This is a genomic window from Curtobacterium sp. Leaf183, assembly GCF_001424385.1.
Taxonomy (GTDB): Bacteria; Actinomycetota; Actinomycetes; order Actinomycetales; family Microbacteriaceae; genus Curtobacterium.
On sequence record NZ_LMPO01000011.1, the window covers coordinates 12062 to 36391 of the forward strand.

General features: G+C 73.1%; 19 protein-coding genes. 11 read left to right on the top strand and 8 right to left on the bottom strand.

The window, feature by feature from the left end; genetic code table 11:
* Positions 1 to 132: 132 nt before the first annotated feature.
* On the top strand, positions 133 to 2985 hold the full coding sequence (locus tag ASG04_RS15530) for a glycosyltransferase family 2 protein (protein ID WP_156463710.1): 2853 nt from the start codon (positions 133 to 135) through the stop codon (positions 2983 to 2985).
* The gene (locus ASG04_RS15535; protein WP_056126201.1) at positions 2982 to 4394 is read left to right on the top strand and encodes a DUF5719 family protein; all 1413 of its coding nucleotides are present in this window, start codon (positions 2982 to 2984) and stop codon (positions 4392 to 4394) included. The genes ASG04_RS15530 and ASG04_RS15535 overlap by 4 nt, the downstream gene beginning before the upstream one ends.
* A gap of 81 nt (positions 4395 to 4475) precedes the next feature.
* Here the strand turns inward: ASG04_RS15535 and ASG04_RS15540 are convergent, their stop codons facing one another.
* On the bottom strand, positions 4476 to 4916 hold the full coding sequence (locus tag ASG04_RS15540) for a metallopeptidase family protein (protein ID WP_056126203.1): 441 nt from the start codon (positions 4914 to 4916) through the stop codon (positions 4476 to 4478).
* Positions 4917 to 4972: 56 nt separating this feature from the next.
* On the opposite strand from ASG04_RS15540, the gene ASG04_RS15545 reads away from it, so the two are divergent.
* Together ASG04_RS15545 and ahcY are read left to right on the top strand one after the other, a co-directional pair.
* Positions 4973 to 5194, top strand: a complete 222-nt coding sequence (locus ASG04_RS15545; protein ID WP_056126205.1) for a DUF3499 family protein — start codon at positions 4973 to 4975, stop codon at positions 5192 to 5194.
* Between the two features lie 110 nt (positions 5195 to 5304).
* Positions 5305 to 6780: an adenosylhomocysteinase gene (ahcY, locus tag ASG04_RS15550; protein WP_056126207.1), complete on the top strand. Its 1476-nt coding sequence runs from the start codon at positions 5305 to 5307 to the stop codon at positions 6778 to 6780.
* Positions 6781 to 6893: 113 nt separating this feature from the next.
* On the opposite strand, the gene ASG04_RS15555 is transcribed toward ahcY, so the two are convergent.
* A complete protein-coding gene (locus ASG04_RS15555) occupies positions 6894 to 7763 on the bottom strand; it encodes an RDD family protein (RefSeq protein WP_056126212.1) in 870 nt (289 codons plus the stop codon).
* A gap of 47 nt (positions 7764 to 7810) precedes the next feature.
* Between ASG04_RS15555 and ASG04_RS15560 the strand changes: the two genes are divergently transcribed.
* Positions 7811 to 8806 carry a stage II sporulation protein M gene (locus ASG04_RS15560; protein WP_056126214.1) on the top strand — a complete coding sequence of 332 codons (996 nt, stop codon included), beginning with the start codon at positions 7811 to 7813 and terminating at the stop codon, positions 8804 to 8806.
* A gap of 141 nt (positions 8807 to 8947) precedes the next feature.
* On the opposite strand, the gene ASG04_RS15565 is transcribed toward ASG04_RS15560, so the two are convergent.
* The 5 genes from ASG04_RS15565 to ASG04_RS15585 are packed head-to-tail and all read right to left on the bottom strand — an operon-like array spanning position 8948 to position 14595.
* The gene (locus ASG04_RS15565; protein ID WP_056126215.1) at positions 8948 to 10282 is read right to left on the bottom strand and encodes a DUF58 domain-containing protein; all 1335 of its coding nucleotides are present in this window, start codon (positions 10280 to 10282) and stop codon (positions 8948 to 8950) included.
* Entirely contained in the window at positions 10282 to 11262 is a 981-nt protein-coding gene (locus ASG04_RS15570) for an AAA family ATPase (protein WP_056126217.1), read from the bottom strand. The genes ASG04_RS15565 and ASG04_RS15570 overlap by 1 nt, the downstream gene beginning before the upstream one ends.
* Positions 11259 to 12560, bottom strand: coding sequence for a DUF4350 domain-containing protein (locus ASG04_RS15575; protein WP_056126219.1), 1302 nt, complete (start codon positions 12558 to 12560; stop codon positions 11259 to 11261). The genes ASG04_RS15570 and ASG04_RS15575 overlap by 4 nt, the downstream gene beginning before the upstream one ends.
* Positions 12557 to 13198, bottom strand: a complete 642-nt coding sequence (locus tag ASG04_RS15580; protein WP_156463711.1) for a DUF4129 domain-containing protein — start codon at positions 13196 to 13198, stop codon at positions 12557 to 12559. Before ASG04_RS15580 ends, ASG04_RS15575 begins: the two co-directional genes overlap by 4 nt.
* Positions 13195 to 14595, bottom strand: a complete 1401-nt coding sequence (locus ASG04_RS15585) for a glycerophosphoryl diester phosphodiesterase membrane domain-containing protein (RefSeq protein ID WP_056126223.1) — start codon at positions 14593 to 14595, stop codon at positions 13195 to 13197. Before ASG04_RS15585 ends, ASG04_RS15580 begins: the two co-directional genes overlap by 4 nt.
* Before the next feature lie 145 nt (positions 14596 to 14740).
* On the opposite strand from ASG04_RS15585, the gene mtrA reads away from it, so the two are divergent.
* The 6 genes from mtrA (at position 14741) to secA (ending at position 23432) form a co-directional block, all read left to right on the top strand.
* Positions 14741 to 15415 carry an MtrAB system response regulator MtrA gene (mtrA, locus tag ASG04_RS15590; RefSeq protein ID WP_056126225.1) on the top strand — a complete coding sequence of 225 codons (675 nt, stop codon included), beginning with the start codon at positions 14741 to 14743 and terminating at the stop codon, positions 15413 to 15415.
* 44 nt (positions 15416 to 15459) lie between these two features.
* Positions 15460 to 17085, top strand: coding sequence for an MtrAB system histidine kinase MtrB (gene mtrB / locus ASG04_RS15595; RefSeq protein WP_056126227.1), 1626 nt, complete (start codon positions 15460 to 15462; stop codon positions 17083 to 17085).
* Entirely contained in the window at positions 17082 to 18776 is a 1695-nt protein-coding gene (locus tag ASG04_RS15600; protein WP_056126230.1) for an LpqB family beta-propeller domain-containing protein, read from the top strand. Before mtrB ends, ASG04_RS15600 begins: the two co-directional genes overlap by 4 nt.
* Positions 18777 to 18874: 98 nt before the next feature.
* Positions 18875 to 19546, top strand: a complete 672-nt coding sequence (locus ASG04_RS15605) for a ComF family protein (RefSeq protein WP_082518295.1) — start codon at positions 18875 to 18877, stop codon at positions 19544 to 19546.
* Between the two features lie 235 nt (positions 19547 to 19781).
* Positions 19782 to 20501 (top strand): ribosome hibernation-promoting factor, HPF/YfiA family, encoded by a 720-nt coding sequence (hpf, locus tag ASG04_RS15610; RefSeq protein ID WP_056126234.1) that lies wholly within the window; start codon positions 19782 to 19784, stop codon positions 20499 to 20501.
* Between the two features lie 144 nt (positions 20502 to 20645).
* A complete protein-coding gene (gene secA, locus ASG04_RS15615; RefSeq protein WP_056126236.1) occupies positions 20646 to 23432 on the top strand; it encodes a preprotein translocase subunit SecA in 2787 nt (928 codons plus the stop codon).
* A gap of 219 nt (positions 23433 to 23651) precedes the next feature.
* Here the strand turns inward: secA and ASG04_RS18005 are convergent, their stop codons facing one another.
* Positions 23652 to 24224 (bottom strand): Rv3235 family protein, encoded by a 573-nt coding sequence (locus ASG04_RS18005; RefSeq protein ID WP_156463712.1) that lies wholly within the window; start codon positions 24222 to 24224, stop codon positions 23652 to 23654.
* Between the last annotated feature and the right edge of the window lie 106 nt (positions 24225 to 24330).

The following is a 24330-nucleotide window of genomic DNA, read 5'->3' on the forward strand; positions in this document are numbered from 1 at the left end:
CGGCGCCGGGGACCAGCCGTGGAGGCCCGGCTCGCCCGTCGCACACCGTGCGGTGATCGTCTCCACAGGTTCACGGCGCGCCGTCCCGACGGTCCGGCACCGGTCCTCCAGAACCGTAGAGTGACGCCCGTCATGCAGCCCAGTTCCGCTCAGCCCCGTGTCACTGCCGTCCTGGTCGTCGCGAACGGGGCAGACCACCTCGACCGGACCCTGGCCGCCCTCGCGAACCAGACCCGGCACCCCGAGAACCTGGTCGTCGTCGACGTCGGGTCGACCGACGGCTCCACCGCCCAGCTCGAGTTCGGCGGCTCCGCGCAGCTCACCCGGATCCCCGCGGGCCGCTCGTTCGGGGACGCGGTCGCCGTCGGGGAACAGGCTGCACCGCACCCCGAGCCCGACGAAGCCGTCGACGAGTGGCTCTGGCTCATCGGGCACGACAACGCCCCGGCCCCGACCGCGCTGGCCGAGATGCTCGCCGCGGTCGAGATCGCCCCGTCCGTCGCCGTGGCCGGTCCGAAGCTCACCGCGGTCGAGGACCCGTCCCGCATCCGGGCGTTCGGCGAGAGCATGACCCGGATGGGTCGCTCCGTGGTCCTCGTGCAGGACGAGCTCGACCAGGGGCAGCACGACCGCAACACCGACGTCATGGCGGTCGCCGCCGGCGGCATGCTGGTCCGCCGCTCCGTGTGGAAGACGCTCGGCGGGTTCGACTCCGCACTGCCCGACGTCGACGCCGCGCTCGACTTCTGTGTCCGGGTCCGTCTGGCCGGGCACCGCGTCGCCGTCGTGCCGGACGCGCGCGCGAGCACCGCCGGCCCGATCGAGGAGTTCGGCCGCAAGCGCGTGTCCGAGGCCCGTCGCGTGCGCCTGCACCGGCAGGCCCAGCTGCACCGGCGAATGACCTACGCGCCCGCGGGGGTCCTCTGGATCCACTGGCTCACCCTCGTGCCCTTCGCGATCGGCCGCGCGGTCGGACACCTCGTCGCGAAGCACCCCGCAGCCGTGTCCGGTGAGCTCGCCGCGGCGGTCGCCGTGGCCTTCGGCGGCGGTGTCGCCCGTTCCCGCAGGGCGCTGGCGCGCTCGAAGCGACTCGGGTGGGCCGCGGTCGAGCCCCTGCGCATCAGCTGGCGCCGTGTGCACGAGCGTCGCACCACCTCGCGTGACGTGGAGCTCGCACGGGTCGAGGACGCCCCGGTCGCGCGGGCGTCCTTCCTCGGCGACGGGGGCATCTGGGTCGTGCTCGCGGCGGCCCTGCTCAGCGTCGTCACGCTCTTCCCGTTGCTCGGCTCGCCCGCTCTGACCGGCGGCGGACTGCTGCCGATGTCGACCACGGTGTCGCAGCTGTGGCAGAACGTGGGCTACGGCTTCCATTCGCTCGGCACCGGGTCCACCGGCCCGAGCGACCCGTTCGCCGCGGTGCTCGCCGTGCTCGGCTCGATCGTGTTCTGGTCGCCGTCCACCGCCGTCGTCGTGGTCATGCTGCTGGCGTTCCCGGTGTCCGCACTCGGCGCGTGGTTCGTGGTGCGGAAGCTGACCACCCGGACCTGGGTGCCCGTCATCGGTGCCGCGCTCTACACGATCGCCCCCGCACTGGTCGGTGCCGTGACGACGGGGCACCTCGGCGCCGTCATCGCGCACGTGCTGCTGCCCTGGCTGTTCCTCACCGTGCTCGAGGCGCACCGGTCGTGGGCCTCGGCATCGGGCGCCGCCCTGCTGTTCGCCGCGGTGGCCGCGAGTGCGCCGTCGCTGCTCCCCGTCCTGCTGATCGGGTGGCTCGTCGCACTGGCTGCCGGATGGCGGCACGCGCACCGCCGGGTCTTCATCCCGGTGCCGGCAGCCGTGCTGTTCGTCCCGCTCGTCCTGACGCAGGTCGGACGCGGCAACCTGCTCGGCGTCTTCGCCGACCCGGGCGTGCCCTCGGCCACCCGCGCACCCTCGGCACTGCAGCTCGCGATCGGGCAGCCCCTGCCCGACTGGAACGGCTGGCTGTCGGCGAGCTCCCCGCTCGACCTGGTCGCCGCGGCGCTCCCCGTCGCCCTGGCCGTCCTGGCGCTGCCGATCGCCGCGAGCGCCCTCGGGGCGATGCTCGGGCACCGCTGGTCGGTCGCGGGCACGGCCCTGCTCGCCGGTCTGCTGGGGTTCGCGACCGCCTTCGCCGCCACCCACGTCGCCGTCACCGGGGTCGGGTCCACCACCACGATCGTGTGGCCGGGCAGCGGCCTCAGCGTGTACTGGCTCGCGATCGTCGTGGCCGCCTGCATCGGCGTCGACACGCTGCCGCGCCAGGCGCCCGTCGTCGGCCTCGTCGCGACGGTGTTCGCCGGCGTCGCGGTCGCTCCGGCCTTCGCGGCGTTCTACCTCGGCAACACCGCCATCCAGCCGACGACCGGCCGGGTCCTCAGCGCCTACGTCAACGCCGAGGCGCAGGCGAACCCGGACGTCGGCACCCTCGTGGTCGACCCGCAGTCGGACGGGTCCCTCGCGGTCTCACTCGAGCGTGGGCAGGGCTCGACCCTCGACGACCAGAACACGCTCGACGCGACGGCACTCTCGCTGAGCCGGTCCGGCTCCCGGCTGGCGACCCTGGCCGGCAACCTGGCGAGCCGCAGCGGCTACGACCCCGAGCCCGCGCTCCGTGAGCTCGGCATCAGCTTCGTGCTGCTCGAGGACGCGTCCGACGACGACCTCGCGCAGCAGGTGCACGACCGGGCGGCCGGCGCGATCGGCCAGGACGCGCGGTTCACGAGCATCGGCGACACCACGAACGGGCAGCTCTTCCTCTACGACGGCCGGGTCGACCGGACGAGCACCGGGTCCGCCGCCACCAAGGCCACGCACGCGCTGTACCTCGTGGTGCTCGGCGTGGTGTTCGGCGCAGCCGCCCTGCTCGCCGTCCCGACCGCGCCCCGTCGTCGCCGTGCCACCTCGAACGTGATCGAGGCCGACGAACCCGCCACCACCTTCGACGAGGAGCGCGACGAATGACCGCCACCACGCAGCGCACCTCCACCACGCGGCGCTGGGTCATCCGGGGGACCGCCACCGCGATCGCCGTCGTGGTGGCCGCTGGGACCATCGCGGCCGCGCACACGATCGGCACGTCCGAGACCCCGGGACGACCGGCTGGCCGCACCGTGACCCCCGTGCCGGCCGACGCCGAGCGCGTCTGCGCGGGCAGTGCCCTCCGCCTGTCGGACGACGCGGGCAACGACGCGACCACCGCCAGCACCGTCGGCCGTCCGACGATCGCCACGGCCACCACCGGGCAGACGGTCGACCGCACCGACCTGCAGGCCTCGACGACCGGCAGCAGCGACCCCACGCTGCTCACCGCACCGGCCGGGGACAGCACCCCGCAGGTCGCCGGGTCGAGCTACCAGAGCGTGTCCGACGGCGACCTGGTCGGCATCGCAGCCGCGTCGTGCGACGACCCCTCGCAGTCGACGTGGCTCGTGGGCGGTTCGACCGAGACCGGGCGCACCAGCCTGATCACGCTGTCGAACCCGACCGACGTCAACGCGACCGTCGACCTGGAGATCCACGACGCGACCGGGCTCGTCAGCGCACCCGGGACCACGGGCATCGTCGTGGCGCCGAACTCGCAGAAGGTCGTCCCGCTGTCCGGGTTCGTGTCCGACCAGGGCTCCACCGTCGTGCACGTCACCTCGTCCGGCGGGCAGATCGTCGCCCACATGCAGGAGAGCGTCGTCCGGACGCTCACCCCCGGCGGGTTCGACATCGTGTCCGGCGGTGCGGCTCCCTCCCGCAACCAGGTCATCCCCGCGGTCGCGCTCCGCGGCGTACAGGAGTCCCAGCGCGGCGAGGACACCGCGGACGCGGCCCCGGTCGTGCGCATCTTCGTCCCGGGCACGGAGTCGGCCCGGGTGACGCTCGGGATCACCACGGCGGACGGCGGCGGCACGACCGTGAACACCACGGCCGAGCCCGGGGTCGTCACGGACGTGGCGCTCGACGACTTCCCGGACGGCCGGTACTCGTTCACCGTGAGCTCCACCCAGCCCGTCGTCACCGGTGCCCGCACCACCACCCCGACCGAGGACGGCGCCACCGACCTGGGGTGGTTCGCCTCGGCCGAGCCTCTCGGGTCCCGCGCGATCACCGCCGTCGCGGCCGGTGCCGCCGCCCGGATGGACCTGGTGAACCCCACGACCCGCGACGCCGAGGTCACTGTCCGCTCGGGCGACGACCGGCAGACCGTCGAGGTCCCCTCGCAGTCGACCGCGACCGTGTCGGTGCCGGCCTCGAAGCAGCTCGAGATCACGGGAGCCCGCGGTCTGGTGGCGGGCGTCAGCTACGCGGGCCGGGACGGCGTCGCGGGGTTCCCGGTGCGTCCGGCCAGCGAGGTCTCGACCCCGGTGCGCGTCTACCCCTGACGGGCAGCGCGCACCCCGGTGCAGGTCGGCCCCGGACGGGCGCGCACCCGGTGCACGTCTGCCCCTGACGGGCAGCGTGGCTCACCAGTGCCGGTAGCGGTCGGGCGCCAGGTCCCAGGGGTCCTTGTCGATGAGCTCGGCGACCGCGCGGAACACCGCGGTCTCGACGACCACGCGGCGATCGGTGTCGTCCTTCTCGGGTGAGCGTGCCAGGCGCTCGACCGGGATCCGGTACACGGTCACGCGGCGTTCGTCGTGTTCGACCCGCCAGCGCGGCATCGACTCCGGCACGGCCGTGTCGGTGGGCATGTCCGCGACCTGGAAGACCACACCCTGCAGCTCGTCGGGCCACAGCCCCAGCAGGTAGTGCGCGGTGTCGCCGACCAGGCGGTCGAACGCCTCGGCCCGCGTGATCACCGGCGCGAGTTCCGGGCCGGTGATGCTCGAACGGTAGCCACGACCGTGACGGGAGCGTCCTCGGCCACGGTCGACCGGGATGACGAGTCGGGGCTTGCGGCGCATCCCCACATCGTACGCGGCGGGTGTCCGTCGGGCGGGCCGGTAGGGTCGTCCACGGGATGGACGTACGGATCTGCAGCAAGGTCGCCTGTGGCGCGAGCGCCTCGGCGACCCTGACGTACGACTACGGCGACTCGATGGTGGTCGTCGGCCCGCTCTCGACCCGGATCGAACCGCACGGATACGACCTCTGTGCCCGGCACGCCGCCGGCCTGCGCGTGCCGCAGGGCTGGCACGTCATCCGACGCGCGCCGCTCCGCGAGGAGCGCACCGCGGACTGACCGGACCGGAGACCGGACAGGAGGCCCGGTGCTGGCCCGCACCGAGCCTCCCGTCCGTCACCGTGCGCAGTCTCGGACCGTGCCCACGGACCGCGTGTCAGACTGACGCCATGACCACCCAGACGCAGGCCGCACCCTTCCGCGTGGCCGACCTCGGCCTCGCCGCGGCCGGTCGCCACCAGATCCGTCTCGCCGAGAACGAGATGCCGGGGCTCATGGCGCTCCGCGAGGAGTTCGGTCCGGCGCAGCCGCTCGCCGGTGCCCGGATCGCGGGCTCGCTGCACATGACGGTGCAGACCGCGGTGCTCATCGAGACCCTCACGGCGCTCGGTGCCCAGGTCCGCTGGGCCAGCTGCAACATCTTCTCGACGCAGGACGAGGCCGCGGCCGCCGTCGCCGTCGGGCCGGACGGCACCGTCGACGCCCCCGCCGGGGTTCCGGTGTTCGCGTGGAAGGGCGAGACGCTCGAGGAGTACTGGTGGTGCACCAGCCGGGTCTTCGACTGGAGCGCCGAGGCGGCAGCGGCCGGGGCGGCCTGGACCGGCCCGAACCTGATCCTCGACGACGGTGGGGACGCGACGATGCTCGTGCACACCGGAGCCGATGCCGAGGCAGCCGGGCGCGTCCCGGACGCCGGAGCCGACGCGAGCACCGAGTACCGGATCGTCCTCGACACCATCGCCGCCTCGCTCGCCGAGTCGCCCGACCGCTGGACCCGCATCGCCGCGGACGTGCAGGGCGTCACCGAGGAGACCACCACCGGGGTGCACCGCCTGTACGAGCTGTTCCGCGCCGGTGACCTGAGGTTCCCCGCGATCAACGTCAACGACTCGGTCACCAAGTCGAAGTTCGACAACAAGTACGGCATCCGGCACTCGCTGCCCGACGGCCTGAACCGGGCGACCGACGTGCTGATCGGCGGCAAGGTCGTGTTCGTCGTCGGGTACGGCGACGTCGGCAAGGGCGCCGCCGAGGCGATGCGCGGCCAGGGCGCACGCGTCATCGTCAGCGAGGTCGACCCGATCTGCGCGCTGCAGGCGGCGATGGACGGCTACCAGGTCGCGCGCCTGTCGGACGTCGTGGACCAGGTGGACATCGTCGTGACGTGCACGGGCAACCTCGGTGTGGTGGGCGTCGACGACATGCTCGCGCTCAAGCACCTGGCGGTCGTGGCGAACGTCGGACACTTCGACAACGAGATCGACATGGCGGGCCTGGAGTCGCTGGCCGGCGCCGAGAAGGTCGAGATCAAGCCGCAGGTGCACGAGTGGCGTCTGCCGACCGGTCGCTCGATCCTGGTGCTCAGCGAGGGGCGGCTGATGAACCTCGGCAACGCCACCGGGCACCCGTCCTTCGTCATGAGCAACTCGTTCACGAACCAGGTCCTCGCCCAGATCGAGCTGTACACCCGGCGGTCGGAGTACCCGACCGGGGTCTACGTGCTGCCGAAGCACCTGGACGAGAAGGTCGCGCGCCTGCACCTCGACGCCCTCGGCGTCCGGCTGACGACCCTGCGCCCGGAGCAGGCCGCCTACATCGGCGTCCCCGTCGAGGGCCCCTTCAAGCCGGACCACTACCGCTACTGAGGCGGGGGCCGTCGAGCCCCTTCCGCAGTTCGCACCCGTTGGCCGACGTCGCGCCCCGTCTCCACGGGGCGCGATGTCTGTTCAGGGGTGCGACGCACGCCGCGCCGCGGCCGTCAGCGCGGGAAGCCCGGCGGGCGGGCCGTGGCCGTGACGGCAGCGCCGGCCAGCAGCCGCGCGCGGGCCTCGAACGCCCGACGGTCGCGGCCCCGGCGGAGCGCGACGACCCCGGCGAGGAACTCCTCGGCCGGCACCGGCGGCACGGGGTGGGCGTACGCGGCGACCTCGGACGCCAGGGCGCGCGCCGTGGCCTCGCGCAGCGCGGGCTGCACCGTCGCCGCCCCGCGGAAGAACGCCCCGAGGCGGTTCTCGAGCCGCTGGGGCAGTGCCCGGACGTCGGCGACGGACACCCAGCCCGTCAGCGTCGGCGGCAGGAGCACCACCGGGTCGCGGGTACGGGGGAGCCGTTCGTGCTGCACGACCGTGCCGGCCAGCAGGTCCCCGAGCCGCCGCGGCCGCGAGCCGAACAGCGCCACGAGCAACGCGAGCGAGCCGAACGTGCCCCAGAGCTCGAGCAGGGCGACCAGTGCACGGGTGAACGCGTGCCGGAACGACACCGCGCCCCCGTCGAGCCGGACGACCCGCGTGCCGAAGGCGTACCGGCCCACGCTCTTGCCGCGCGTGACGGTCTCGACCGCGGCGGGCACCAGCACGAGCACGACGACCAGTGACGCGATCTGCGCAGCGGCCTGCCAGGCGTCGTCGAGTCCACGGGGCCAGACCCGCGCGAGCCCGATGAGCAGCATGACGTACAGCGCGATCAGGCAGAGCCCGTCGAGCAGCGCGGCCGCCAGGCGGAGCACGATGCCGGCGGGCAGCACGTCGAGCGCGACGGCCTCGCCCACGACGAGTTCGTCCCCGGCGTCGTCGAGCGTCCGGACGAACCGCGCGTCCGTCAGGTCACGGGGCGTCGATCGCTTCGGCATGGGACCATACTGGCCGAAGGACCGCACCGCGCACGAGGGGGAGCCGCATGGACCTGGACGCCTACGCCGAGGTCCACCGTGACGGGTGGCAGGACCTCGACCGCCTCGCGGCACGTCGGCCAGCCACGGGCGAGGACGTCGACCGGCTGGTCGCGGGCTACCAGGCCGCCGCGACCGACCTGGCACGCATCCGCGGCGCCCTCCCGCGCTCGGCCACGGGTGACCGGCTCTCGCTGACGCTGCACCGAGCCCGGCTCCGGTTCACCGGCACGCCGGCCGACCCGCTCACCGTGCTGACGACGTTCTTCGGCCGGCAGCTGCCCGCGGCGCTGCACCGCATCCGCTGGGTGACGATCTGGGTGGCCGTCGCGACGGTCGTCGTCGCCGCGGTCTCCGCGGTCTGGATCAGCACGACGCCCGGCGCGGTCGCGACCTTCGGCACGGACGCCGCGCTCCGGCAGTACGCCACCCAGGACTTCGTCGACTACTACTCCGACCACGGCCTGGGGGCGTTCACCGCACAGGTGTGGACGAACAACGCGTACATCGCCGCGAGCATGGTCGCGTTCGGCATCACGGGGCTGTTCGTCCCGTACTCGATCCTGCAGAACGCCCTCAACCTCGGGGTCTCGGCGTCGATCATGCACTCGCAGGGGCGCCTGGGCGACTTCTTCCTCTACATCGCCCCGCACGGCCAGCTCGAGCTGTACTCGATCTTCCTCGCCGGGGCCGCCGGGCTGATGATCTGCTGGTCCTGGATCGCCCCCGGCCCTCGCACCCGAGCACAGGCCCTGGCCGAGGACGGTCGGGCGCTCATTGCCGTCGCGATCGGCCTGGTGCTCACGCTGCTGCTGTCCGGCATCGTCGAGGGCACCGTCACGCGGCAGGACTGGCCCTGGCCGGTCAAGATCGGCATCGGCACCGTCGCCCTGGCCGCGGTCCTGTACTACCAGTGGGTCATCGGCGGTCGTGCGGTCCGGGCGGGTGAGCGCGGGGACGTCGAGGAGTTCGACCGCGGCGCCTCGGCCATCGTCGCCGGCTGAGCGGTCCGCCGTGGTTCGCGCCCCCGGGGTGACATCGCGCCCCCGCGCACCGGGGCGCGGTGCGCGCAGCGGGGTGCGACGCCGTGGCGTCCCGCCGTGGTCTCCCGCCGCGCTCGACCGCAGCGGGCGAACCGGAGTCGGTCAGAGCCTCCCGGTCGCCTTGGCGCGCAGGTAGGCGTCGGCGACCGACGGCGGCACCTGTTCCGGGGTGCCGCGCACGACCTCGACGCCGATGCGTCGAGCGACGTCCGCAGCGCCGTCGGCGTCGAGCAGGGTGCGGGCTGCCGCGGCCCGCCGGTGGACGTCGCGACCGGCGGCCGACGGGAGGCCCGTGGTGCGGCCGCCGCGGTCGGCACCTGGGCCGCCGGTCGCCATCGCGCCGACGGCCGGGTCCTCGACGGCCGTCACCACGACCGCATGGCGCCGGGCGAGTGCCGGCAGCACCGCGAGCAGGTCACCGGAGGCACCGACGGAGTCCAGGCTCGTGGCGAGCACAACGAGCGAACGCTGTGTCGTGACGGCGTCGACGATCGCCGGCACCGAGGCCCAGTCCGTGGCGGCGAGCCCGGGTTCCGCGAGCGCGAGGGTCTCGCCGAACCGCTGGACGACGTCGATCCGGGTGGCGCCGTGCACCCGGCCACGCACCCGGTCGTCCATCACGACCAGGTCCACCCGGTCGCCGGCGGCGGCGGCGAGCGCACCCACGAGCAGCGCTGCCTCGATGGCGGTGTCCAGCCGGGGTTCGTCCCCGACCCGGCCGGCACCGGCGCGTCCGGCATCGACCACGACCACCACCCGCCGGTCCCGCTCCGGGCGCCAGGTCCGCACGACGAGGTCCTGGCGGCGTGCCGTCGCCCGCCAGTCGATCGACCGGACGTCGTCCCCGCGCACGTAGTCCCGGAGCGAGTCGAACTCGGTACCGTGCCCGCGCAGCTGCAACGTGGTCTCGCCGTCGAGCTCGCGCAGCCGCGCCAGCCGCGAGGGCAGGTGCCGCCGCGACCGGAACGGCGGCGTGACGACCAGTTCGGCGGGCGCGTCGAGCACACGTTGGCGGGCGGCCAGGCCGAGTGGCCCGAAGGCCCGCACGGCGACACCCGCGGTGCGCCGACGGCCACGCCGGAACGGGGCGAAGCGCATCCGTGCGGTCCGTCGCTCACCGGCGGGGACGTCCAGGTGCATCCGGAGCGGCGTGTGGCCCGCGGAGGGCTCCCACATGTCGCGGACCACGGCGCGCAGTGCCCGCTGCCCGTCGTTGGCGAGCACGAGCGTGCCGTCCGTCGTCGTGTCACGCCGTGCCAGGCGGGGCATCCGTCGCTCCACGCGGACGGTGCCGAGGTCGGCGGCCAGCAGGACGTCGACCGCGCCCGCGACGAGCACGAGGCCGACCCACGCCAGCGCGCCCCATCCGCTGGCGAACAGCACCGTGGGGACGATCCCGACGGCGAGCAGCGCGACGAACCGCCCCGAGATGGCCACTAGATGGGCACCCGGACCTGCTCGAGCACCTGCTGCAGGACCCCGTCGGCCCCGACGCCCTCGAGCTCGGCGTCCGCGGCCACCCGCAGACGGTGTCGCCAGACGGGCAGCAGCATCGCCTGGACGTGGTCGGGCGTGACGGCGTCGTAGCCGGTCAACCACGCCCACGCCTTGGCCGCCGCCAGCAGTGCCGTCGCACCGCGCGGGCTGACACCGACCCGGACGGACGGTGCCGCACGCGTGGCCCGGGCCAGGTCGACGACGTACGCGAGCACGTCGTCGCGTGCACCGACGGCACGCACCGCGCGCTGCCCGGCGCGCACCTCGTCGACGCCGACCACGGGCGTGATGCCGGCGGAGCGGACGTCACGCGGGACGAAGCCGTCAGCGTGCCGGCGGAGCACCTGCCACTCCACGTCGCGCGGCGGGATCTCGAGCGTCAGCTTCATGAGGAACCGGTCGAGCTGGGCCTCGGGCAGCGTGTAGGTGCCCTCGAACTCGATGGGGTTCATCGTCGCCGCGACGAAGAACGGGTCGGCCAGCGGCTTCGGGGTGCCGTCCACGCTGACCTGGCGTTCCTCCATCGCCTCGAGCAGCGCCGACTGGGTCTTGGGCGGCGTGCGGTTCACCTCGTCGGCGAGCAGCACGTTGGTGAAGACGGGCCCCTCGCGGAACGGGAACGTTCCCGTCGAGGCGTCGTACACGAGCGAACCGGTGACGTCGCCGGGCATCAGGTCCGGTGTGAACTGGATGCGCTTGGTGTCGAGCGCCATCGCGGCCGCCAGGCTCCGGACCATCAGGGTCTTGGCGACGCCGGGGACGCCCTCGAGCAGGACGTGGCCCTGCGCGAGCAGCCCGACGATCATGCCGGACACGGCTCCTTCCTGGCCGACGACGGCCTTGCCGACCTCGGAGCGGACCCGGCCGAAGGCGTCGCGGAGCGTGTCGGGGCTCGTCGCGGTGGTGGGCAGGTCGGTCATGGTCGTCCTCCTGGTCGGGGGTCGGTCGGCTGGCGGGGCTGGTCGGAGGGTGCCGGGGTGGTCGGAGGGGAGGCCCGTGGTGCGTCCCCGGCGACGGCTCGCGTCACGGCGCGCTCGAGTTCGTCGAGTGCGGCCGCTCCGTCCACGAGTGCGCGGTCGTCGGCGGTCGGTCCACCGACGAGCACGGCACCCACCGCACCGGGCGTGCGGCCGGTGGCCCCGGCGGCGCGGCGCACCACCTCGTCGACGTGCGCGGACCGGGGCAGCCCGAGCAGGCGTGCCGTGCGACGCACCGCGGCGATCCGCAGGGTGTCCAGCGTGTGGGTCCGGTCGCGGGTCCTGGCGTACAGGCGGGCGCGGCCCTCGGTGGTCTCGGCGGCGCGGACCACCACGGGGAGCTGCTCGACGACGAGGGGGCCGAGCCGTCGGCCACGCCACACGGCGGCGGCCACGGCGACGGCCCCGAGCAGGGCGAGGGCGCTCGGCACCCACGGCGGCGCGAGGTCGCCGAGCGACGGAGCGGCGTCCGCGCTGCCCGTCGTCGGGACGTACCAGTCGAGACGGTCGCCGCCGCCCAGCAGCCCGAGCGCCAGGGCGGCGTTGCCCGCGGTCGTGACGGTGTCGTTCCGGAACGCGCCCGTGGTGCCGACGAGGGTGACGACGCCCGCGGCGGTCGGGGTCTGCACGAGCCCCCAGGTCCGGTCGCTGCCGGAGCCGGTCGAGGCGCAGCGGAGGGTGTCGGAGCCACGGACGGTGTAGCTCACCCCGGCGGTCGAGACGCGACGGGCGGCGCTCGCCGCGGGGACGGCGCAGCCGCGTGTGGACACGGTGGCGGCGGACTCGACCGTGGTGGCCGGAGTCGCCCGCGTACGGAACGCCTCGAGCACGCCCGGGTTCGTCGTCACCAGGACCACGTCGGGTGCCGAGCGCGCGATGCGTCGGGCGACCGCGGGGGCGAGGACGCCGGCCGAGTCGTCGACGAAGACCGTGCCGGCATCCGAGTCGAGGCGGTCGACGTCGTGCACGATGCTGACGTCGGTGCCCTGTTGCTCGAGCACGCGGACGAGCGCCCGGGACCCGCTCGCCGTCGTGGAGGTCGGGTCGAGCGGCGTGTCGGTCGGGCCGTCCCCACCGCCCACCGCCGCGGTCAGCGCCGCGAGCAGGACGCCGATCAGCGCGATCGCGACCCAGAGCCCGGTCCGCGCCCAGCGGCCCTCACGCCGTGACCCGGCCGGAGCCGTCGGGTCCGCGGTCGGGTCGGCGTCCCGGTGTCGGCGCGGCGTGGTCGTGGTGCTCATGCGGGCACCGTCGGTCCGCCCACCCGGGCCGGACGGGTCCCGCGGAGCGTCCGTTCGGTCTCGAGGACCTGCCGTGCGCCGGGCTCGTCGGCACGGTCGCCCAGGTAGCGGACCGCGTCGAAGGTCACCGCGGCGACGTGCAGGTGGTCCGCGAGCCCGGGGAAGGGCGTGCTGGCGCGGTCGGCGATCGCGCGGGCGGTGGCGCCGGGGACGTCCGGCACCAGGTCGCGTTCACCGAGGCCCCTGGCGATCGCGCGGTAGCCCTCGAGCACGGCCTGGTCGTGGTCGCCCACGTCGAAGGCCCGTCGGGCTGCGGCGGCGAGCGTGGCGGCCGTGCGCTGGTCGTCGCCGTCGAAGACCCCGCCGTCGGCCGTGGCCGCGAGCCTGGCTCGCCGACGGGGGAGCCCGCGTGCGACGACGACGAGCACCACCACCGCGACCAGGACCACGATCGCGATGACGAGCACGGTGCGCCCGAACCCCTCGGAGCCCAGGCCGTCCGGACCGATCGTGCCGAGCCAGTCGAGGAACGAGCGCGACGCGCGGTCCCACCAGGTCACGTGCGCGCCGCTGTAGTCCTGCTTCGCGAGCTCGCGCTCGAGCAACCGTCGCGCCTGGTCCGGGTCGACGCCCGTCATCCGTGGCCGCCGGGACGGGGCGGTCCCCACTGCGGCGGCCGCGGCGGCTGTCGTCCCGACGGCGGCTGCCCCGGCTGCTGCTGCGGCCACGGCTGTTGCTGCTGCTGCGGCCACGGCTGTTGCCCCGGTTGCTGCTGCGGCCACTGCTGCTGGGCGGTCCACGGTGGCCGGGCGACCGGATCCGCCGGGGCGAACGGGTCACCCGGCTGCCCGGTCTCGAGGTGCGAGGCGATCCGCTGGTCGAGGGCCTCGGTGCGGATGCGGCGGTCGATCGCCAGGAACGTCGTCACCGACGCGCTCAGCACGTCGGTGACGCACTGCACGGCGATCACGAGCAGGCTGCCGACGACCAGGGCGACGACCGCCCCGACGGACGCACCCGACCCGGAGTCCGTCTGGCCGAGGGGGTCGAAGACGCCGGACACCAGGGTGGCGCCGAGGGAGAGCGGCAGACCGGCGATGCTCGCCGCGAAGCCGAACACCACCTGCACGAGCAGCAGGATGCCGAACGTGCGCCAGAACGCACCGCGGGTGAGCCGCCACGACTGGGCGGCGGCCGAGAACACGCCCCGGCCCTCGAGCGCGATGGTCGGGACCGTGAACGCGAACCGCGTCGTCAGGAACGCCAGCAGGACGACGAACACCAGGACCATGCCGATGATGCCGAGCACGAAACCGACGACCCCGTTGCCGTCGTTCGCCGTCACCGCACCGAGCAGGCCGAAGCCGACCAGGACGAACAGGCCGCCGACGACGACCCCGGCGCCGAGCTGCAGCAGGATCCACCAGACGACGCTCCACCGGCGTCCTGCCAGCAGGGACCACAGCCCGCGGAAGGTGCCCCGGCGTCCGAGTACGCGCTGCCCGGTGTCGACCGCGACCGGCGCGACCAGGAAGCCGCGGCCCAGGTACGCCAGGAACGGCACGGCGACCGCGAGGACGAGGTACAGCGTCGCGCTGCCCGCGATGATGCTGTCCGCGTCGGACCCGCCGTCGACGGCCGAGAGCATGCGGGACTGCAGCGTCCGCTGGCCGAACGTCGTGACCAGGGTGGACACCAGTCCGAGCACGCCGGAGAGCAGCACCGCCCACAGGACCAGCACGCGGGCGTTGCGACGGAAGACCGTGAACGCCCCCGCGAGGACGTCGCCGAGTCCGAGCGGTCGCAGCGGGATGACCGGGCGCTGCCCGGGCGGGAGCGGTGGCGGCGGCTGCTGGCCGGCCCAGCCCTGGTGGCCCTGCGGTCCCTGCGGTCCGGACGGTCCCTGCTGACCCGGCCACGGCGGTGCCCCGGCGGGTCCCGCGGATGCGGGCTGCGTCGGGGGCTGCACCGGGCCTCCCGGTCGGTCGTCCGGCCCGTCGGACGCACCGGGTACGCGCCACTCGTCGCCCGCCATGGAACCGCCCCCTCACATCGGCCGCGCGGCACGGCGCGGACACGACCATCCTGGCGGAAAACCCGCCGCCGTGGGGCACTCGGCTATCGTGAAGGACACGTGCCCGGCCGGGTACGTCCGCATGCCACCGAAGAGTCCTCATCACATGACACCGCGCATCCTCGTCGTCGACGACGACCAGGCCCTCGCCGAGATGATCGGCATCGTCCTCCGTTCCGAGGGCTACGAGCCGGAGTTCAGCGCCGACGGCAACGACGCGGTCGACGCCTTCCACGCGACCAAGCCCGACCTGGTCCTGCTCGACGTGATGCTGCCCGGCATCGACGGCATCGAGGTCTGCCGCCGCATCCGTGCCGAGAGCGGGACGCCGATCATCATGCTCACCGCCAGGGGCGACACGTCCGACGTCGTCGCCGGGCTCGAGAACGGCGCCGACGACTACGTCGTGAAGCCCTTCAACCCGAAGGAGCTCGTCGCCCGCATCCGCACCCGGCTGCGTCCGGCGGCCTCGGACGCCACCGTGCTGCACGTGGGGGACCTCACCGTCGACGTCCCCGGGCACGAGGTCCGCCGCGGCGACGCCGTCATCGCGCTCACCCCGCTCGAGTTCGACCTGCTGCGTGCCCTCGCCGAGAAGCCCAACCAGGTCTTCACGCGCGAGATGCTGCTCGAACAGGTCTGGGGCTACCACTACAAGGCGGACACCCGACTGGTGAACGTGCACGTCCAGCGCCTCCGCGCGAAGATCGAGCACGACCCGGACGCCCCGCGCATCGTGACCACCGTCCGCGGCGTCGGCTACCGCGCCGGGGGAGCCTGAGTCCCGTGCCGCCGACGACCTCGGGCTCGTCGGGCCTGGGGCGCGTGCGCCGACGACTCCGACACTGGGCCAGACGGGGGTGGCGCGGGTTCGCGTTCCTGTGGCGGCGCTCCCTGATGGTCCGGTCCGTGGCGATCACCGTCGCCACGACCGGGCTCGCGGTCGCCGTCATCGGCACCGCGGTCATGCTGAGCATCTCGAGCAACGTCTACGCACAGCGGCGTGACCAGATCGAGGCCGAGTCCGCACGGGCCACGAACGTCGCGCAAGGGATCTTCGACGCCGCCACCGCGGCCGAGGACAACAACCAGTCCGAACTCGAGACGCTGCAGAACGAGGCGCAGCGCGCGATCCTGTCGAACACGACCAGCCCGGGCGGGACGAGCATCGCCATCGAGCGGTCCCCGGACCAGTCCACGCCGCAGACGCTGCAGAACCGGGCGAGCCAGGAGTTCCCGGACGCCGTCATCACCGACGCGCTCCGGAGAGAAGTGGGCAAGAACACCGGCCGACTGCACCTGCAGGCCGTCCGCCTGGATGACGGCGGCCGACGGGAACCCGGCATCGTCGTCGGCTCGACGCTGCAGGTGCCGAGCGCCGGCCAGTACGAGCTGTACCTGGTCTACGACCTGTCGGACGCGCAGCAGACCCTCGACTTCGTCTCCCAGACACTGTCGATCGGCGGTGTGGCGCTCATCGTGCTCATCGCCTTGGTCACGTCGCTCGTCGTGCGGCTGGTGGTCGTGCCCATCCGCGGCGCCGCCGAGACGAGCCGCAAGATCGCGGCCGGGCGTCTGGACGAGCGCATCCCGGTGCGCGGGCAGGACGACGTCGCGACCCTGGCGCGCAGCTTCAACGGCATGGCGGACGCGGTCAGCCGACAGATCACCCAGCTCGCCGAGCTCTCCCGCGTCCAGCAGCGGTTCGTGTCCGACGTCTCGCACGAGCTCCGCACCCCCCTCACCACGATCCGGCTCGCCGGCGACGTGCTCTACGACGCGCGCCACGCCTTCGAGCCGGCGATCAGCCGGTCCGCCGAGCTCATGCACGACCAGATCGAGCGCTTCGAGCTGCTGCTGTCGGACCTGCTGGAGATCTCGCGCTACGACGCCCAGGCGGTCGAGCTCGAGACCGAGCTCGTCGTCCCGGCCGCGCTGACCACCGACATCGTCGACGAGTTCCGTCCGCTCGCCGAACGGGCCGGGGTCGAGCTGCGCCTGGCGACGCCGGGCGGCCACACGACGATGCGACTCGACGCCCGCCGCATCCGCCGCATCCTCCGCAACCTGGTCGGCAACGCGATCGAGCACGGCGACGCCAAGCCCGTGCACGTGGTCGTCGACAGCGACGCCAGGACCGTGGCGATCGCCGTGCGCGACCACGGCGTCGGGATGCCCCCGGAGGACACCACCCGCGTGTTCGACCGGTTCTGGCGGGCCGACCCCAGCCGCAAGCGCACCATCGGCGGCACCGGGCTCGGCCTCGCGATCAGCCTGGGCGACGCCAAGCTCCACGGCGGCCGCATCGACGTCTGGTCCCGGCCCGGCGAGGGGTCGGCGTTCGTGCTGACCGTGCCGCGGCAGGGGCAGGAGCCGACGGCCACGTCCGCGATCCGGCTGCCCGAACTCGACGAGCCGTACGACGGCCCACGAGAGGACCCCTCCCGATGACCCGCACCGCCTCCCGTACCCGCCGCGTGCTCGCCGTCGTGCTCGCCGCCGTGACGCTCGTCGCGGTGTCGGCCTGCGCCGCGATCCCCACCGGCGGCCCGGTCCGCACCGGGCAGAGCCTCAAGGACGAGTCGGTGTCCGGCGTGGACTACCGCCCGAGTGCCCCCGAGGACGGCTCGAGCCAGAGCGCGATCCTGCGCGGGTTCGTGAACGCCGCCACGGGCGCGCAGGACAACTACGCCGTCGCCCGCGAGTTCCTCAGTGACTCGTTCGCCCAGAAGTGGAACCCGCGGCAGAGCACCACGATCCGGCAGGGCGACGGCGACGTCGAACAGGTCGGGGACCGCGAGCTGACCTACACGCTGACGGCGAGCGCGACGGTCGACGGAGACGGCGAGTACACCCAGGCCGTCCGCCCCACCTCGTCGACGCTGACCTTCCAGTTCACCAAGCAGGACGGCCAGTGGCGGATCAGCTACGCGCCGGACGGCATCATCCTCACCCCGGTCAGCTTCGGACAGGTGTTCCAGGCCCACGCCCTGTACTTCTACGACCCGACGTACCGGTACCTGGTGCCGGACGAACGCTGGTTCCTGGCCCGGTCGTCGACGAGCACCCGGATCGTCAGCGCCCTGCTCGCCGGTCCCGCCGACTGGATGAAGGGTGCCGTGCTCTCCTCGTTCCCCGAGGGCACCCAGCTCTCCCTGAACGCCGTGACCGTCGACAACGGCAGCGCGCAGGTCGACCTCTCCCAGGACGCACTCCGAGCGACCACCGTCGACCGCGTGCGCATGCGCGAACAGTTGGCCCGGTCGCTGTCCTCCGTGGCCACCGTGTCGTCGGTCCAGATCACCGCCGAGGGCACCACGTTCGCGGTCCCGGACTCGAGCGGCACCAGCGCGGTCGTCAACCCCGACGTCGACCCCCGACCCCTCGTCGTGGACGGGAAGGCCGTCGGCTACGCGGCACCCGGCACGGGGGACGTGGCGAAGCTGGCCAGCGGGGTGGGCGACGCCGTCGCAGCGCTGTCCCCCGAGTCCGTCGCGATCACCGCGTCGGGGACCGACGTCGCGGTGGGCACCGACGCCGGGGTCTTCGTCGTGCAGAGCGGGAAGAAGCCCGTGCGCCTCACGGACAGCCAGGACCTCATCCCGCCGTCCGTCGACGACCAGGGCTTCGTCTGGACCGCGCAGTCGTCGAACACGCGCACCATCACGGCGTGGGGCTTCCGCGGCGACCAGCACCAGGTGACCTCGACGCTGCCCGACGGCGAACTCGTGTCCTTCCAGGTGTCGCGCGACTCGACCAGGGCCCTCGCGCTGATCGACACCGACGGCGGGCCCGCCCTCTACGTGATGGCGATCGTGCGTGACTCGGACCGCACCCCGACGGCACTCGGCGCCCCGGTGCGGCTGCAGGCCGCGACGGGGACCGCCGTCAGCGCGACCTGGGTGAGCGACCTCGACGTGGCGTCGCTCGGCCAGGGCCCGAGCGGGCCGAGCATCGTCCGGTCCACGATCGGCGGCCAGGCGACCACCCTGCAGAAACCGGACGGCACCGCGAAGGCGATCGCGGGCGGCAGCGGGGGAGCGCTGCTGCTGCTGATGTCCGACGGGCAGGTCCTGCAGTCCGCCGGCGGCGGCTGGGACCGGACCGGCGTCACGGCGTCGGTGCTCGGCATCCAGCGCTGACGAGCAACCCTTCCTCCACAGCACGGGCAGACGGTTCCGCCGTCCACGGTTGCGTCGGGCGGGCCACCCGACGACGGTGCGGACGGGAGGCTCGGTGCATGACATCGACACCGCCCCCGTCCGACACCCGCTCCTGGTGGGCAGCCGTGGCCGCCGTGGTCGGCCTGTTCCTACCCGTCAGCTGTCTGGGCTGTGCGGCACCGGACCACGCGCTCTGCCCGCGGTGCCGCGCGGACCTCGCTGCCCGTCCCGGTCGCGTCCGTCTCGTCGCCGGGGCGCGTCTCGACGCCGCCTTCGAGTACGAGGGACTCGTGCGCACGCTGCTGCTCGAACTGAAGCTGCGCGGTCGGGTCGACGTCGCCACCCCACTCGGACGGCCCACCGCCGCCCTGGTGCGGCAGGCGCTCGCCGCGGCGCCACCGGGCACCCGCGTGCTCCGGGTGCCGCCGTCGCCCCGCGGGCGTCGGCGCCGGGGGTTCGACCCCGTCGTGCTGCTGCTCGGCCGCGGTGGGGTGCGCGGCACGGGCCGGCTGCGACGGGTTCGCGGCCGTCGAGCGGTCGGTGCCGGCGGGCAGAAGGAGCGCACCGCGCTCGAGCGGGTCGACGCCACCGTCGGCACGCTCCGGGCGGTCGGGGTGCAGGGCCGCGACTTCGTGCTCGTCGACGACGTCGTGACGACCGGGGTCACCATGGCCGAGGCCGTCCGTGCGGTCCGGGCCGCGGGCGGGCGGGTGGTGCGGTGCGTCGCGACCGCGAGCGTCGAGTCGTGAGGCCGCGACCGCTGTGCGCGACTCGCGACTCGCGACTCGCGACTCGCGACTCGCGAGGGTCGAGCGGTGCGTGTCGCCCGGGTGGACGCCCGGTGTCCACTGTGCATCCGGTGGGTGTCCGGCCGCAGTGTCGCGATGGCGTGACGCGGGCCGCGCCGCGGGTCTAGCGTGTCCCGTCAAGGCGTTGTTGGTCGCCGGATGGAGGCGACGCGCCGAAGTACGGATGGGAGCCGCCATGGACGTGACGATCACAGGCCGGAACGTCGGGATCACCGACCGATTCCGGACCTACGTCGAGCAGAAGTCCGACAAGATCGACGTGCTCGCCGACCGCGCCCTCGCCTTCGAGGTGCGCATCAGCCGCCACCACGAGAAGAGTGGCAGCAGTCAGGGCGAGGACCGCGTCGAGCTGACGCTGATCGGCCCCGGACCGCTCGTCCGCGCCGAGTCCGCGGCGTCGGACAAGTACGCGGCGTTCGACCTCGCGCTCGCACGGATGTCCGAGCGGTTGCGTCGGGCGCGCGACCGCAAGAAGGTGCACCGCGGGCGTCACCGTCCGACGTCGGTGGCCGAGGCCGCCGGGTCGGCGTTCGACGGGATGGACGTGGTGCCGGCCGACGGCAAGCTCATCGAGGACGTCGCGACGGGGTCGATCAGCGTCGTCGACGAAGAGGCGCGCGAGGAAGCGGACGAGGTCTACTCGCCGGTCGTCATCCGCGAGAAGGTGTTCGAGGCCGCCCCGATGACCGTCGACGACGCGCTCTACTACATGGAGCTCGTCGGACACGACTTCTACCTGTTCGTCGACGCCGAGACCCGTCGACCGAGCGTCGTCTACCGGCGCAAGGGCTGGGACTACGGCGTCATCGGACTCGACGGCACCGACACGGCCGATGCGTCCGCCGCCGCCGCGGCCCAGGGCACGCCGCAGGAAGCCGCCAGCGCGATCGCCTAGGCGCTGACCCCGATCGACACGGTGTGCGCGGTCCGACGACGGGCCGCGCACATCGCTGCTCCCAGCAGTCCGCCCCCGCGGGTTGCTAGCATGACTGGCTGATCGGCGCGCCACCCGCGCGCGACGACCCCGTAAGGAGTTCACGTGGCAAACGTGCTGGAGAAGGTCCTCCGCATCGGTGAAGGGCGCACCCTCCGTCGGCTGAAGGCGTACGCCTCGGCCATCAACGACCTCGAGGACGACTTCGCGAGCCTCACCGACGAGGAGCTCCAGGACGAGACCAAGGAGCTCCGCGAGCGGTACGCCAACGGCGAGACCCTCGACGACCTCCTGCCCGAGGCCTTCGCCGCCGTGCGCGAGGCCTCCAAGCGCACCCTGGGCATGCGGCACTTCGACGTGCAGCTCATGGGTGGCGCCGCACTGCACCTCGGCAACATCGCCGAGATGAAGACCGGTGAGGGCAAGACCCTCGTCGCCACGACGGCCGCCTACCTCAACGCGATCCCGTCCCGCGGCGTGCACGTCATCACCGTCAACGACTTCCTGGCGTCGTACCAGTCCGAGCTCATGGGCCGCGTGTTCCGCGCACTCGGCATGACCACGGGCTGCATCGTGTCCAACCAGTCGCCGCCCGAGCGTCGCGAGCAGTACGCCGCCGACATCACCTACGGCACGAACAACGAGTTCGGCTTCGACTACCTCCGCGACAACATGGCGTGGCAGGCGGCCGACATGGTCCAGCGCGGCCACTTCTTCGCGATCGTCGACGAGGTCGACTCGATCCTCATCGACGAGGCCCGCACGCCGCTCATCATCTCCGGACCGTCCTCGGGGGAAGCGAACAGGTGGTTCACCGAGTTCGCGTCGATCGCCGGTCGGCTCACCGCCGGCGAGGACTTCGAGGTCGACGAGAAGAAGCGCACCGTCGGCGTGCTCGAGCCCGGCATCGAGAAGGTCGAGGACTACCTCGGCATCGACAACCTCTACGAGTCGGCCAACACGCCGCTGATCTCGTTCCTCAACAACGCCATCAAGGCCGACGCCCTGTTCAAGCGCGACAAGGACTACGTCGTGATGAACGGCGAGGTCCTCATCGTCGACGAGCACACGGGCCGCATCCTCATGGGCCGCCGCTACAACGAGGGCATCCACCAGGCCATCGAGGCGAAGGAGGGCGTCGAGGTCAAGGCGGAGAACCAGACCCTCGCCACCGTGACCCTGCAGAACTACTTCCGGCTCTACCAGAAGCTCTCGGGCATGACCGGTACCGCCGAGACCGAAGCGGCCGAGTTCATGTCGACGTACAAGCTCGGCGTGGTCGCGATCCCGACGAACCGTCCGATGCAGCGCCGCGACCAGACCGACCTCGTCTACAAGAACGAGCAGGCGAAGTTCGAGCAGGTCGCCAACGACATCGAGGAGCGCCACGAGAAGGGCCAGCCCGTCCTCGTCGGCACCACCAGCGTCGAGAAGTCCGAGTACCTCTCCAAGCTGCTCGCCAAGAAGGGCGTCAAGCACGAGGTCCTCAACGCGAAGAACCACGCGCGTGAAGCCGCGATCGTGGCCCAGGCCGGTCGCCTCGGCGCGGTCACCGTCGCCACCAACATGGCCGGTCGTGGTACCGACATCATGCTCGGCGGCAACGCGGAGTTCCTCGCGGTGCAGGAGATGCACGCGAAGGGCCTGTCGCCGACCGAGACCCCGGACGAGTACGAAGCCGCCTGGGACGAGGTGTTCGCGAGCCAGAAGGCCATCGTCGAGGAAGAGGGCGACAAGGTCCGCGACGCCGGCGGGCTCTACGTCCTCGGCACCGAGCGCCACGAGTCCCGCCGCATCGACAACCAGCTGCGCGGTCGTTCCGGCCGTCAGGGCGACCCGGGCGAGAGCCGGTTCTACCTGTCGCTCACCGACGACCTGATGCGCCTGTTCAACTCCGGTGCCGCCGAGAGCCTCATGGGCCGGTCGAACGTGCCGGACGACCTGGCCATCGAGAACAAGCTCGTCGGCCGGGCGATCCGCTCCGCACAGTCCCAGGTCGAGGGCCGCAACGCTGAGATCCGCAAGAACGTCCTGAAGTACGACGACGTCCTGAACCGCCAGCGCGAAGCGATCTACAGCGACCGCCGTCACATCCTCGAGGGCGACGACCTGCACGAGCGCACGCAGTCGTTCCTGAAGAGCGTGGTCGACGACGTGATCGACACCCACACCGGCGAGGGCTCGCCGGACGACTGGGACCTCGACGCGATGTGGACCGAGCTGGGCACGCTGTACCCGATCTCGATCACCATCGACGAGGTCATCACCGAAGCCGGCTCGAAGGGCAAGGCGACGCGGGAGTTCCTCGGCCGCGAGATCCTCTCGGACGCTCAGCTCGCCTACTCGCAGCGCGAGGAGAGCCTCGGCGAGGAAGCGATGCGGGAGCTCGAGCGCCGCGTGGTCCTCTCCGTGGTCGACCGCCGCTGGCGCGACCACCTGTACGAGATGGACTACCTCAAGGACGGCATCGGCCTGCGTGCGATGGCGCAGCGCGACCCGCTGGTCGAGTACCAGCGCGAGGGCTATGCCCTGTTCCAGAGCATGATGGGCCAGATCCGCGAGGAGTCAGTCGGGTTCCTGTTCAACCTCGAGGTCCAGGTGCAGTCCGACGGCGAGAACGCGGTCATCGAGGCGAAGGGCCTCTCCGAAGAGGAGACCCCGGGTCTCGAGTACTCCGCGCCGTCGATCGACGGCGAGGTCGAGGTCCGCGACGAGCGCGGTCGTCTCGAGCAGGCAGCCACCGCTCTCGCACAGCGCGCCCAGGCCGAGGAAGAAGCGGCCGCGATGCCCGAGAAGGGCTCCGCCTTCGGTTCGGCGGCGACCGCCACCGGCCAGGCGACGTCCACGGCGAACAACCGCGCCGACCGTCGACAGGCAGCCAAGAAGGGCTGACCCGCCCACACGACCGACCACGTCGGGCCCGGTGCCGTCAGGTACCGGGCCCGACGTCGGTCTGCCCGGTGGTCGTCCGTCGATCCCGGTCGTCTCCTGGCCGCCGCCGCATCCGGCCGCTCCGGAGGCCCGGTGCCCGCCCGACGGACCGGCACCGTGCCTCCAGACGGTCGCGTCGGACGTGTCCGCGCACGCTCCGGACCATCCGGCCGAGCGTCGTCAGAGCATGCCGATCGCGGTGGCTCGCCAGCGCCCGGCGCGGACCTCGAGCCGGATCGCCACGGCGCGGGCGTGTGACCGTGTGTGCACCACGACGCTCACCTCGGCCACACCGTCGACCGGGCGGCTGACGACGGCGCTGCCGACCCGGATGGACGCGCGTCGGCCGCGGTGTCGCGTCGCCGACCGTGCACGCGCGGCGTACGCGGCACGCTGCTGGAGGTGCCGGTGGACGTCCTCGGTGATCCAGCGCGCGATGCTGTCGACCTCACGGGCTCCGGTGAGGATCTCCGCGACGCAGAGGGCGAGCGCCTTCGCGGTGACGGCCGGGTCATCGAGTGTGCGGGGAGTCGGATCGCCCGGTCGACCGACGACCGGCCCGACCGGTCCGACCTGCCCGACCGGTCCGTCCGGTCCGACCTGCCCGTCCGGTCCGACCTGCCCGTCCGGCTCGAGGGGCTCCACCAGACCGCCGTCCCCACCCACGACCACGTCGTCCGGCAGCCCCGGTGCCCTCACTCCCCACGCTTCGCCCTCTGCGTCGTCATCGATCCGCTGTGCTTCCCGCGCCACCCCGGCCCCTTCCATCGGAGACCGAGCGTATGGTGAATGCAACATTCGGATTTCACCCGGTGTTCACCTGTGGACGGAGGTCCTTTCTCCACAGGCCGCCGCACCT

What these genes read in the sequence shown, in the direction of transcription:
- ASG04_RS15530 (WP_156463710.1), top strand. Translation starts at nt 133, where the DNA reads ATGCAGCCCAGTTCCGCTCAGCCCCGTGTCACTGCCGTCCTGGTCGTC.
- ASG04_RS15535 (WP_056126201.1), top strand. Translation starts at nt 2,982, where the DNA reads ATGACCGCCACCACGCAGCGCACCTCCACCACGCGGCGCTGGGTCATC.
- ASG04_RS15540 (WP_056126203.1), bottom strand. Translation starts at nt 4,916, where the DNA reads ATGCGCCGCAAGCCCCGACTCGTCATCCCGGTCGACCGTGGCCGAGGA.
- ASG04_RS15545 (WP_056126205.1), top strand. Translation starts at nt 4,973, where the DNA reads ATGGACGTACGGATCTGCAGCAAGGTCGCCTGTGGCGCGAGCGCCTCG.
- ahcY (WP_056126207.1), top strand. Translation starts at nt 5,305, where the DNA reads ATGACCACCCAGACGCAGGCCGCACCCTTCCGCGTGGCCGACCTCGGC.
- ASG04_RS15555 (WP_056126212.1), bottom strand. Translation starts at nt 7,763, where the DNA reads ATGCCGAAGCGATCGACGCCCCGTGACCTGACGGACGCGCGGTTCGTC.
- ASG04_RS15560 (WP_056126214.1), top strand. Translation starts at nt 7,811, where the DNA reads ATGGACCTGGACGCCTACGCCGAGGTCCACCGTGACGGGTGGCAGGAC.
- ASG04_RS15570 (WP_056126217.1), bottom strand. Translation starts at nt 11,262, where the DNA reads ATGACCGACCTGCCCACCACCGCGACGAGCCCCGACACGCTCCGCGAC.
- ASG04_RS15575 (WP_056126219.1), bottom strand. Translation starts at nt 12,560, where the DNA reads ATGAGCACCACGACCACGCCGCGCCGACACCGGGACGCCGACCCGACC.
- ASG04_RS15580 (WP_156463711.1), bottom strand. Translation starts at nt 13,198, where the DNA reads ATGACGGGCGTCGACCCGGACCAGGCGCGACGGTTGCTCGAGCGCGAG.
- ASG04_RS15585 (WP_056126223.1), bottom strand. Translation starts at nt 14,595, where the DNA reads ATGGCGGGCGACGAGTGGCGCGTACCCGGTGCGTCCGACGGGCCGGAC.
- mtrA (WP_056126225.1), top strand. Translation starts at nt 14,741, where the DNA reads ATGACACCGCGCATCCTCGTCGTCGACGACGACCAGGCCCTCGCCGAG.
- ASG04_RS15600 (WP_056126230.1), top strand. Translation starts at nt 17,082, where the DNA reads ATGACCCGCACCGCCTCCCGTACCCGCCGCGTGCTCGCCGTCGTGCTC.
- ASG04_RS15605 (WP_082518295.1), top strand. Translation starts at nt 18,875, where the DNA reads ATGACATCGACACCGCCCCCGTCCGACACCCGCTCCTGGTGGGCAGCC.
- hpf (WP_056126234.1), top strand. Translation starts at nt 19,782, where the DNA reads ATGGACGTGACGATCACAGGCCGGAACGTCGGGATCACCGACCGATTC.